Below are 11039 nucleotides of genomic sequence, written 5' to 3'. Positions count from 1 at the left end.
CCCGAAACGGCCCCTCTGAAGGCAGCAACCGCAGCGGGTCGGTGGGCCCAAACAACGCCACCAGCGGCGTCTGCACCGCCACCGCCAAATGCATGGGAGCGCTATCGGCGCACAACAGCAGCGTTGCCCCACCAATCAAGGCCGCCAGCTGCCCCAGCCGGACAGGACGGCTCACCGGCAGCTCCGGCAGTTGCGCCAGAAAGCCCTCCGCCAGCTGCTCATCCTCTGGCCCCACCACCAGCACCAACGGCAGCTCCGGCCGCTGCTCCCGAAAACCCTTGATGACCTTGACCCAGTTGGCAGAGGGATAGATCTTCTGAATTCCCTTCTCCTGCGACAGCTGGCTGGCCCCCGGATGCAACAGCACATAATCTTGGGCGGCATCCCCCAAAAGGCGCTTGCGTTCCTGCTCTGCCCACTCCAGGTCTGCTTTTTTCAGACGAATCTGGGGCAACCCCGCCGGCGCAGCAATGCCAAACCCCTGCACCAGGTCGTGGTACATCTGGGCCGCATACTGGGCCGGCTTCAGGGGCACCGGGTCGGTCAGCCAAGGTCGCCCCGGCCCCGGCGGCGCATAGCCCACTCGCTTGGGAATGCCGGTCAGCCACAACAACAGCTTCACCCCCAAGCTTCGGCCCAGGCTCAGCACCCCGTCATACTGCCGCTCGCGAATCCGCCCCAGCAGGTCGCTGAGATCCCCCAACGACAGCTGTTCTTTGAACGGAAAAGTCAGCACCCGACTCACCGAAGGGCAAACCTCATAAGCCCCTGCTGCCCGCGGCTCCACAACCACCTCCAGCTCCGCCTCCGGGAAGCGCTGCCGCAAACTGGCCAAGGTGGGAAAAAACAAAATCTGGTCACCAATCCCGCCCGGCACCAAAGCCAGAATCCGAGGTGCCAAAGGGGCTTTAGCTGCTGGAGAAACCGCCTGCATAAAGCATCCTGTAGAAAGCTGTATCCAGCCTAGGGGATCCCCGCTTACTCTATCTCAGATTGGGTGGATAGATTCAGGGCCAGCTCGACCCGCGGAAGACAAACCCCAGAACCCTTCTGGGCCAGAGCGTTGTGTACACAGGCTCTCATCCGCGATGATGGGCTGTGGCCGCCACCTTCTCCAAAGGCAGCACCATGACGGAGGAGCCGATTCCGCTGCTGGATTTGACGGGGCAGTACCGCGCTTTGGCCGGGCTGTTGCAGCCGCAGCTGGAAGCGCTGCTGGCCTCTGGCCAGTACATCGGCGGGGCGGCGGTGCAGCGCTTTGAGGAGCAGTTTGCCCAGTTTTTGGGGGGTGGCCCCCTGGAGGCCGTCGGCTGCAATTCCGGCACCGATGCCTTGGTGTTGGCTTTGCAGGCTTTGGGCATCCAGGCGGGGGATGAGGTGCTCACCAGTGCCTTTAGTTTTTTTGCCTCGGCTGCCGCCATCAGCCGGGTGGGGGCGCGTCCGGTGTTTGTGGATGTGGATCCGTGCACCTTTAACCTGGATCCGCAGCTGCTGGAAAGGAGCATCTCCCCCCGCACCAAGGCGGTGGTGGTGGTGCATTTGTTTGGGCAGGCGGCCAACATGACCCAGATTCTGGCTATTGCCCGGCGGCACGGCTTGGCGGTGGTGGAAGATTGTGCCCAGGCGGTGGGGGCCTGCTGGGGGGGCAGGCCGGTGGGCACGTGGGGAGAGGTGGGCTGCTTCAGCTTTTTTCCCACCAAGAATCTGGGTGCGGCTGGGGATGGGGGGGCGGTGGTGACGCGGGATCCCCAACTGGCCAGGCGGGTGCGGGCTCTCAGGGAGCATGGGCAGACCCGTCCGTACCACCACGAGCATTTGGGTCTCAACAGCCGTTTGGATGCGCTGCAGGCGGTGATTCTCTCGGTGAAGTTGCCTTATCTGCGGGAGTGGAACTGGCGGCGGCAGGGGATTGCGGAGTGTTACCACCGCTTGCTGCAAGGGATCCCGGGCTTGATGTTGCCCCAGGTGGGGGTGGGGGGGAACTCGGTGTGGCACCAGTACACGGTGCGGGTGGTGGGTTCTGAGGCGACGGATGGGCGGCGGCGGGACTATTTGCAGCAGGGTCTGAAGGAGCGGGGCATTGGCAGTCGGGTTTACTATCCTCTGCCATTGCCGCTGCAGCCGGTGTACCGAGGGCTGGGCTACCGGCGGGGGGATCTGCCCAATGCCGAGCTATGTGCGGCTCAGGTGTTGTCTTTGCCGTGTTTTCCTGAGTTGACCACCTGTCAACAAGAGCGGGTGGCTGCGGCCATTGCTGAAATCCTCTCAGAAAAAACCTGCCCGTAGCACTCAGTTATGTCTGCCTTATGGTCATTTCGATTCAAACTAGAACACTGCACCCACGCCCACAGTCATTTTAAATAAGAATGAAACGAAATGAAACATTTCCATCCCATTGCTTCCCAACTCCCCTCTCCCTCTGGGAAGAGGACTGGGGGTGATCTCGGAAGCGGTATGGAGCGCTTGGGGATTGTCTCAATCCAGCTTGAAAGGACTACAAATGGCCAAAAAACGAAGTCTCCAGACCCGTCCTCCCAGTGCGGCGGAAGGAAGCCAGCAGGGTGTCAATTCTGGGACTCGACCGGCTGCGGCGGCTGCCATTTCAGCACCAAGGTAGAAAGTTGCGGCAGGCAGAGCTCGAGGGAGTAGGGCAAGTTGTGGTAGGCCCAGTCGTCTGTCCACTTGCCCCCCAAATTGCCTACCCCGCTGCCCCAAAACTCCACAGCATCGCTGTTGAGCAGCTCTCGATAAAAACCTCGTTCCGGTACCCCAATGCGGTAATTGGGCCAGACCACCGGCGTGAAGTTACAAACCACCACCACCCACTCACTGGGATCCTCCCCATAGCGGATGAAGGAAACGATGCCGCGATGATCGCTGCAGTCGATCCAGCGGAACCCCTCCGGTTTGGTGTCTTGGGTATACAGGGCAGGCTCAGAGCGCAACAGGTGATTCAGGCTGGCCACGTAGTGGCGCAACTTGGCGTGGGGTTCATACTGCAGCAGCTCCCAGTCCAGATCTGCCCAAACATTCCACTCATTCCACTGGCCAAACTCCATGCTCATGAACAAGGTTTTCTTGCCAGGGTGGGTGAACATGTAGCCATACAAAGCCCGCAGACTGGCGAACTTATGCCAATGATCCCCCGGCATTTTGCCCAACATGTGGCTCTTGCCATGCACCACCTCATCATGAGAAAAGGCCAGCATGTAATTTTCGCTGAAGGCATACATGAGGCTGAAGGTGACCAAATGGGGATGGAACTGGCGGAACCAGGGATCCATGTGGAAATAATCCAACATGTCGTGCATCCAACCCATGTTCCACTTCAAGTTGAAGCCCAGCCCACCCACATGGGTTGGCCAAGTTACCATCGGCCAAGCAGTAGATTCTTCGGCAATGGAAAGCGCACCGGGGTTGTATTTGAAAATGAGGGTATTGAGCTGCCGGAAAAAGTCGATGGCTTCGAGGTGTTCCCGCCCGCCGTAGGGATTGGGGATCCACTCTTTGCGGTCATAATCCAGATAAAGCATCGAGGCCACCGCGTCCACCCGGATCCCATCGATGTGGTATTTCTCGAACCAAAAAAGGGCATTGGCCACCAGATAATTGCGCACCTCGTTGCGGCCATAATTAAAGACCAAAGTGCCCCAACCTTTGTGCTCGCCTTTGCGAGGGTCGGCGTACTCGTACAGGTGAGTACCGTCGAAAAAAGCCAGCCCATGCCCATCTTTGGGGAAATGCCCGGGCACCCAATCGACAATCACGCCGATCCCGGCTTGGTGAGCCCGATCGACAAAATACATAAAGTCTTGCGGGGATCCATAGCGGGATGTTACGGCATAGTAGCCAATCACTTGATAGCCCCAAGAGCCATCGAAGGGGTGTTCTGCCACCGGCAACAGCTCGATGTGGGTAAAGCCCAGCTCCTTCACATAGGGGATCAATTTGTCCGCCAGCTCGCGGTAGGTGAGGAAGCGAGTGTTGGGCTTTTGGTCCACCAGCACACTTTGCCCTTCGGCAGGTGGATCTTCAGCCGAGGCGTGCATCCAGGATCCCAGATGCACCTCATAAACCGAAATCGGCGAGCGCAGGGGATCGGTGGCGGCGCGTTTTTCCAGCCAGGCTTGGTCGTGCCAGGTGTAGGTGTTGAGGTCGGCTACGATGGAGCCGGTTTTGGGGCGCACCTCCTGTTGAAAGCCATAGGGATCCGATTTTTCGTAGATATCCCCCCAGGAAGTTTTCACCTCGTACTTGTAGATGGCGCCTGGCCCTATGCCGGGGATGAACACCGCCCAGATGCCGCTTTCGCCCAGCCGCTTCATCTGGTGTTGACGCCCGTCCCAGTGGTTAAAATCGCCGATAACGCTGACGTTGCGGGCGTTGGGAGCCCAGACGGCGAAATGCACCCCCTTCACCCCATCCACCGTGATGAGATGGGCGCCCAGCTTGTCGTAAATGCGGTGGTGATTCCCCTCGTTGAACAAGTAGCGATCCAGCTCGCCAATGTGGTTGACCTTCTCCAAGGGAAAGCGGTAGGGATCCTCCCATTCTTCCAAGTGTTCCCCTTGGGGATCCCAGACCCGTTGGGCCCGCAAAAAATAGTCCGGCAGAGGGGTTCCCGGCTCAAAGCGCAGCTCGAATAGCGTTTCCGGGTGCAGCGGCTGCATCGGGTAAGCCTGTCCAGTGGCGCGTTCCACCAGCCAAACCTGCCGAGCATTGGGCACAAGGGCGCGCACCAACCCAAAGGATTTCCCGGCCTCTTCTATCTGCTGGGGGCCCAAAACGGCATAGGGATCCTGCCATTGGTTGGAAACAAACTGACCCACTTGTTCAGCAGACAGGAGAAAGCCCATCGGGAACCCTCAGTAAATGACCATTCTAGTCTAGCGGTGGCTGACCCCCAGTTTGCGCTGTCAGCTCCAGGCCCGCCTCCAGGCAAAGAATCCCTGCAAGAAGTTCTGCAGGCGGGGGTTGGTGGCCAATTGTTGCCTGCGGTGCTGCAGGGCCGCCTTGGCATTCACCTCCGAGCGGGTGGGGTAGATGTGGATCCCGGTCAGGGCAGAGACGGGCAGCCGCCGGCTCATGGCCAAAACCACTTCATGAATCAGCTCTCCCGCCTGGGATCCCACCAGGTGCGCCCCCAAAATCTGGCCGTTGCGCCGACAGATCAATTTGGCAAAGCCCAGGGGGGCGGCTTCTGCCTGGGCCCGATCCACATCGGCAAACTCCTGTTTGAGCACCACCACATCCTTGCCGTATTGCTGCCGGGCTTCGCTTTCGGTGAGGCCCACACGGGCCAGCTCCGGCTCGGTGAAGATGGCCCAAGGAATGACACGATAACGCGCTTGGCTGAGGGGGAAAAACAGGGCATTGACCAGGGCCACTGCCCCTTCGTAGGCCGCCACATGGGTAAATTGCGGCCCGCCGATGACATCCCCACAGGCGTAGATGCGGGGATTGCGGGTTTGCAGCTTGGCATTCACCTGGATCCCTTGGGGGGTGTACTGCACGCCGGCGGCTTCTAGACCCAGCCCTTCCACGTTCGGGATCCGACCGGCGGCCACCAAAATCTCTTCTGCACGGATCACTTGATCACCTGCAGCGGCGGTGCCTGCCCCGGAATTGGCCTTTAGGGAAAGCAGCTTTGCCCCTTGCTCTTGGCCAACTGCTGTGGCGCGTACCCGGGTGAGGATGCGGATCCCATCTTGGGTCAACTGTTGCTGCACCACCTGGGCGGCTTCGGGATCCTCCTTGGGCAAGATGCGCTCGCGGCTGGCAATGAGGGTCACCTCGGATCCCAGACGGGCCAGAGCTTGGCTCAACTCGCAGCCTACCGGCCCCGCCCCTATCACCGCCACCGATTTGGGCAAGCGGGTCAAGTCAAAGATCGATTCGTTGGTCAGATAGCCCGCCTCGGCCAAGCCCGGCAAGGGGGGAACCCAAGGACGGGATCCGGTGGCGATGACAAAAGCCCGCGCCTGTACCTGCCGTCCTGCCACCTCAAAGGTGCGCCCATCCACAAAGTGGCCCTTGGCAAACACCAGTTCCACCCCCAGTTGGCGGAAGCGATCTGGCGAATCGGCGTGGTTGGCGATGTAGCTCTGGGCAGAGCGAATGTGTTCGTACACCTTGAGGTAATCCACCGAGATCCCTGCTGGGCCAGGGAGAGTTACCCAACCGGCAGCCATGGCCTGGCGAATCCGATGGACGGTATGGGCCACGTGAAGAAGGGCTTTGCTGGGCACACAGCCATACCAGAGGCAATCTCCGCCCAGGCGGTCGCTTCCTTCCACCAGCAGCACCTTGGCCTTCAGTTGGGCCGCAGCGCTGGCCACCACCAAACCCGCTGCACCGGCGCCAATGACCACAATATCGTAGGAGACAGGCATGGCTTTTTTTAAACTTTTAAACAGGAGAATCGGGCAAGGGATCCCAGGAATCGGCAAAAGATAGCACCATCCTATGTCTTGAGTGGGCCGGGGGCAGGATGGGAGAAGGGGATCCCTTTCCACACCCTTTCTGCATGGGAGAAGAACTTGTTAGAGTGGGACGGATGGATCCCTTGCAAGCTGGGTTGATCCGTCTGTTCTACTTTTCAGGGTTTGGGGACTTATGACTATCCTGCTGCCGAGCGAACCTATCCTGGCCGTGAGCATCTTCGGCATGGGCCTGCCAGAGCTGGCCGTGATTGGGGTGATCGCGGTGGTCGTGTTTGGCCCCAAGAAGCTACCGGAGTTGGGCAGCGCCTTTGGCAAAGCGTTGCGGAGTTTCAAACAAGAGATGAACAACCCCAGCAGCGATGACGAGCCTGCCGGCACGGAAAAGGTGGAGAAGGTGGTGGAGAAGGATGCCGCCTGAGGGTCGCGGAGAGGGGTGGGATCCCAACTTCTGCCAGGGACGTGCTGCCGCAACTGGGGATCTTGTCGAGAGGGGGGATCCAAGCCGGCTTCGATCAGAAGTAAAGTCAGCTCGCAAGGGAGCCAGATCCAGGGCTAGTGTATAGTTCTGGAAAGTTTCCCGGACCGGCGCTACCGGCTGAGCCAGGATCAGCCCGGATAGGCCCATCGGATGCCCCAGAGGTGGTATGGCTGAGCTGACCGATTTCGAGTTGATGCGCCAGATCCAACTGCGGGATCGCCGCAGCCACTTTTTGCTCAAGGATCGCTATCAGAAGCGCCTGCTGGATATTGCCTTGGCCATTCTCAAGCAACCTCACCAGGCGGAAGAGGTGGTGCGGCAGGTGTTCGAGTTCTGCTGGAAACACGCCAATGCCTTTGACCTGCAGCGGGATCGCTCAGTGGCTCTGTGGCTCTACGAGTTGACAGCCTTTCAGGCTAGGGAACGGCTGCGGCGTTGGGCTTGGCTACCTGCCCCCCTCTCCATTCAAACTTCGGCTCCCCTGTGGCCGCAACGTCTTCTCTGGGGCAGCCTGGCAGTGCTGGGGATCTACGCGGTAGACATAACAGCGGCCTACTGGCGGCTGCGCTGGCAGTGGGGATCCCCCATCGAGGGAGAGTCGGTGGCAGTTCAACGGCTCTACCAAGAGTGGCAACGACAACCGCAGGTGCAGCGAACCCTGCTGCGGGATCCCAGCTTCAGCACTCCCCTGTTGGTGCAAGCCCTCTGGTCGCCCCATGCCAAGCAGGTGCTGCTATTGGCCTCGGAGATGGCTCCCGCCCCCCCAGGGAGCACCTATCAACTGTGGCTGGAGTCGGATGTCCAGGGAGGGGGACGACTGCTGGAAAACGCCGGCACTTTTGCCGTCAACGGGGAAGGATCCCTGCAGTGGCTCAGTCAACCCATCCATTCTGAGCAGCCGACCCGCCTTCTCGTCACCCTTGAACCGGCAGGAGGAAGCGAATCCCCCACAGGCCCGCCTCTGCTGCAGAGCAGTTTCTGGATCCCTGCTGCCCAGCCCTGATCAAGAGAGATGGGGGGATGGCTGGGGAGTTTGTCCCCCGCTCTTGCGCCGCTTAGCATGGGATCCCCGCAAGCGCACCTTGAGACGGTAGCGAACAGTTTCATGCACAACTTTGTAGGAAGCATCCACACCGTGGGTTTCCCGCAGCCATTCGCGGATGTCGCTGTAGGTACGGAATCGGCCAGGCTGATGCAGCTCCTGCTTGAGGATTTCCAAAACCGGCTTGGGGATGAGGGGTTTGCGCCCTTGGTTGCGGGGCACCGTCAACATGCCCTCTAGCCCCTTGGCCTTGTAGCGTTGAAACCATCGAAAAATCGTTGAGATGTCCCGCCCCAGAATTTCAGCCAAGCCTGTCATCGTCTTGACTTTCCCAATCTTGAGCAGGTAGAGAGCTTGAACCCGCTCCTTCCCGGTCGGTGTAGACTGCTTGCTTAGTAGGGATTTGAGCTCTTCAGCCGATTCCCGAATGTCGAGCTTGAGGACTCCAGCCATGTTGGGGCGTCGCAGAACAGCGTTGAATTCGTTGCCTGGCGGAGAGTCTACCACAGTAACTTGGGGTTTTGGAAGTTGTTCGTGAAGTTTGCCTGGGCATTGCTTGACATTTACAGAATCTCGAACTGAAAAATCTCTAACAGGCTACCCTCGTCGCTTTTCAGGATAGGCGGGCAAGGGATCCCCTCTAGGGCGGCAGGCCGTGGCTGTAGGAGTGGCTGTAGGATCAGAGGGCAAGCTTGCCGACGCTGCACTATGGTTCTTCGCAAGTATCTTGCAGGAGAGGGGCTGCGTTGGTTTCGCCTGGCCCTGCAGTTGCAAGGATCAGTTGTGCCGGCAGTGCTGCCCCGCGCCTTTATCTGCGGCTTGGCCGGGGTGCTGGTTTCGATTCTGTATAAGCTGGGGCTGCCCCTGGCGCTGTCGTCGTTGGTGGCGTTTGTGCCCAACATCGTTTTGGGTTTGATGCTGGTGTTTCGGACAAACACCGCCTACGAACGGTTCTGGGAGGGGCGGAAAGCCTGGGGATCCGTGGTGAATGACGTGCGCAATTTGGCCCGCCTGATTTGGGTAGCCATTGAAGAAAAGCAACCCGGCGACCGGGAAGAGAAGATCCAAACTCTATATCTATTGCCCGCTTTTGCCATGGCCATGAAACAGCACTTGCGCCAGGAACCTCTGCTGGATGAGATTCAGCCCCTCCTCAGCCCGGAGCAGTTGCAACGTCTCCAAAGCCTCAACCATCCCCCTTTGCAGATTGCCTTTTGGATCGGAGATTACTTACAGCGACAATACCAAAAGGGCCGCGTTGAGGTCTACCAGCTCACGATCATGGTGGAGCGGCTCAACAGCATGGTGGATGCGCTGGGGGCTTGCGAGCGCATTCTCATGACCCCAATGCCCATGGCTTATGCCCTGCACTTGAAGCAGTTGTTATTGCTCTACTGTTTATCTTTGCCGTTTCAGATGGTGGAAGGTTTGGGTTGGATGACCGGCCCCATTGTGGGATGGCTGAGCTTTATGTTGTTTGGCGTTGAAGAGATCGGCATCGAAATTGAAAATCCCTTTGGCCGGGATCCCAATGATCTGCCCCTCGATAACATTTGCAACAAGATGAAGCACAATATTGCGGATTTGATCAATTCCACTTAGGGAACTCTCGCCGTTCTGGATGGCAGGGCAGCTGCCCATTTCAGATCCTCAGCCGGCACCTACCCCTAGTGGAGATAGCCGGGGCGAACCCGATGATTGAGAGGAAGGGATCCCTATATCTTGGGTAGGGAACAAGATGGGTTTGCTAAACTGTGGACAATTTGCCGAGGTGCTCTGGGGATGGCCTGCTCAACCTGCACATTTTTACACCTGGCCGATGTGCATCTGGGCTATGACCGCTACGACAGCCCGGAGCGGAGCAAGGACTTCTTTTTGGCTTTTCGGGATGTTGTCCGGCGCTATGCCATTCAGGATCCGGTGGACTTTGTGCTCATCGCCGGAGATCTGTTCGAGCATCGGCAGATTCAGCCCGGCGTTCTCAACCAAGCCCAGATCGTCTTGCGGGAGCTGCAGCAGGCCGGGATTCCGGTGTTGGCCATCGAGGGCAACCACGACAACCGTCCCTATGGCGTGAAAACCAGTTGGCTGAGGTACTTGGCCGATCACGGGGAGTTGATCCTGCTGGAGCCGGAAGCAGGGGAAGAGGGCCTGGAGTTGCGTCCCTGGGCGGGTGGGCGGGGAGGGTATCTGGATTTGCCCTGTGGGGTGCGGGTGATCGGATCCCAGTGGTACGGATCGGCAGCTCCCAGGTCGATTGAGCAGTTGGCGGCGGCCATTCGACGGTTGCCCCCCGGCCCAGAACGGGTGGTGTTGATGTTCCACCACGGTCTAGAAGGCCAAATTGCCCGTTACCAAGGCGCTTTGCGCTACCGGGATCTGTTGCCCTTGCGGGAGGCAGGAGTGGGCTACCTGGCCTTGGGACACATTCACAAAAGCTATTCCGAGGGGGGGTGGATCTTCAACCCGGGATCCCTGGAGGCCAACAGCACTGCCGAATGGGACTTCCAACGGGGGGCCTATCGCGTCCGCTGGGGAGATGGCCCACCCCAAGCGGAGTTGGTGCAGGATTACCATCAGCGGCCCCGCCGCCGGCTCTATCTGGAGGCCAAGGGCAGAGAAACCCCCGAACAGATTGCCGCAGCAGCCATTGCCTTGGCTAAGGGATCCCGTTTTCAGGAAAGTGAGATGGAGCCGATGGTGGAGTTGCGGCTGGTGGGACAGGTGGGGTTCGCCAAGCATGAGCTGGATAGCCGCGCCCTACAGTGTCAAATTCAGCAGCTTACCGGCGCCTTGCTGGTTCTGTTTCGTTTTGAGGCCAATACTTTAGAGCTCGGGTCGGCTGCCCTTTCCTTGGAAGAAGAGGGGCAGAGGCTACAAATCGAAGAGAAAATCTACAGGGATCTGCTGAGCAGCCATGCCCACTACCGCAAACGCAGTGAAGAGCTAGCGCGGCTGCTTCTGGATCTTAAAGAAAAGGTTTTGGATGGGCAAGGAGAATCTGAAGTGTATGCTCACCTAAGGGGAGCTTTTGATGCTCCGCATCGCTGTCGCGAATGGGGAGCAGAAGACTGAT

9 protein-coding genes are annotated in these 11039 nt (G+C 59.1%); 5 read left to right on the top strand and 4 right to left on the bottom strand.

Translation table 11 applies throughout. The annotated features are described in order from the left end of the window. The coding region (locus ACVWZF_RS13320) for a glycosyltransferase family 9 protein (RefSeq protein WP_457411644.1) at positions 1–901 on the bottom strand (901 nt) is incomplete at its 3' end. A gap of 227 nt (positions 902–1128) precedes the next feature. On the opposite strand from ACVWZF_RS13320, the gene ACVWZF_RS13315 reads away from it, so the two are divergent. Continuing rightward, entirely contained in the window at positions 1129–2286 is a 1158-nt protein-coding gene (locus ACVWZF_RS13315) for a DegT/DnrJ/EryC1/StrS family aminotransferase (protein WP_457411647.1), read from the top strand. 278 nt (positions 2287–2564) lie between these two features. Here the strand turns inward: ACVWZF_RS13315 and glgB are convergent, their stop codons facing one another. Continuing rightward, on the bottom strand, positions 2565–4856 hold the full coding sequence (gene glgB, locus ACVWZF_RS13310; protein ID WP_011433566.1) for a 1,4-alpha-glucan branching protein GlgB: 2292 nt from the start codon (positions 4854–4856) through the stop codon (positions 2565–2567). A 60-nt stretch (positions 4857–4916) separates the two neighbouring features. Next, positions 4917–6392 carry a dihydrolipoyl dehydrogenase family protein gene (locus tag ACVWZF_RS13305; protein ID WP_041437425.1) on the bottom strand — a complete coding sequence of 492 codons (1476 nt, stop codon included), beginning with the start codon at positions 6390–6392 and terminating at the stop codon, positions 4917–4919. A 223-nt stretch (positions 6393–6615) separates the two neighbouring features. Between ACVWZF_RS13305 and tatA the strand changes: the two genes are divergently transcribed. Beyond that, positions 6616–6861, top strand: a complete 246-nt coding sequence (gene tatA / locus ACVWZF_RS13300) for a twin-arginine translocase TatA/TatE family subunit (RefSeq protein WP_011433563.1) — start codon at positions 6616–6618, stop codon at positions 6859–6861. Between the two features lie 226 nt (positions 6862–7087). After that, positions 7088–7924 carry an anti-sigma factor domain-containing protein gene (locus ACVWZF_RS13295; protein ID WP_011433562.1) on the top strand — a complete coding sequence of 279 codons (837 nt, stop codon included), beginning with the start codon at positions 7088–7090 and terminating at the stop codon, positions 7922–7924. Here ACVWZF_RS13295 and ACVWZF_RS13290 read toward each other — a convergent pair whose 3' ends face one another. Then, positions 7925–8416: a helix-turn-helix domain-containing protein gene (locus ACVWZF_RS13290; RefSeq protein WP_011433561.1), complete on the bottom strand. Its 492-nt coding sequence runs from the start codon at positions 8414–8416 to the stop codon at positions 7925–7927. A 255-nt stretch (positions 8417–8671) separates the two neighbouring features. Between ACVWZF_RS13290 and ACVWZF_RS13285 the strand changes: the two genes are divergently transcribed. Both ACVWZF_RS13285 and ACVWZF_RS13280 read left to right on the top strand, forming a co-directional pair. Continuing rightward, positions 8672–9565, top strand: coding sequence for a bestrophin family protein (locus ACVWZF_RS13285; protein ID WP_011433560.1), 894 nt, complete (start codon positions 8672–8674; stop codon positions 9563–9565). A gap of 180 nt (positions 9566–9745) precedes the next feature. Next, positions 9746–11038 (top strand): metallophosphoesterase family protein, encoded by a 1293-nt coding sequence (locus tag ACVWZF_RS13280; protein WP_011433559.1) that lies wholly within the window; start codon positions 9746–9748, stop codon positions 11036–11038. Position 11039 lies beyond the last annotated feature (1 nt).

It is taken from the genome of Thermostichus sp. OS-CIW-30, from assembly GCF_054060215.1.
The sequence above is the reverse complement of the archived record's forward strand: the minus strand, read 5'-3'. Positions and strand labels throughout refer to the sequence as shown.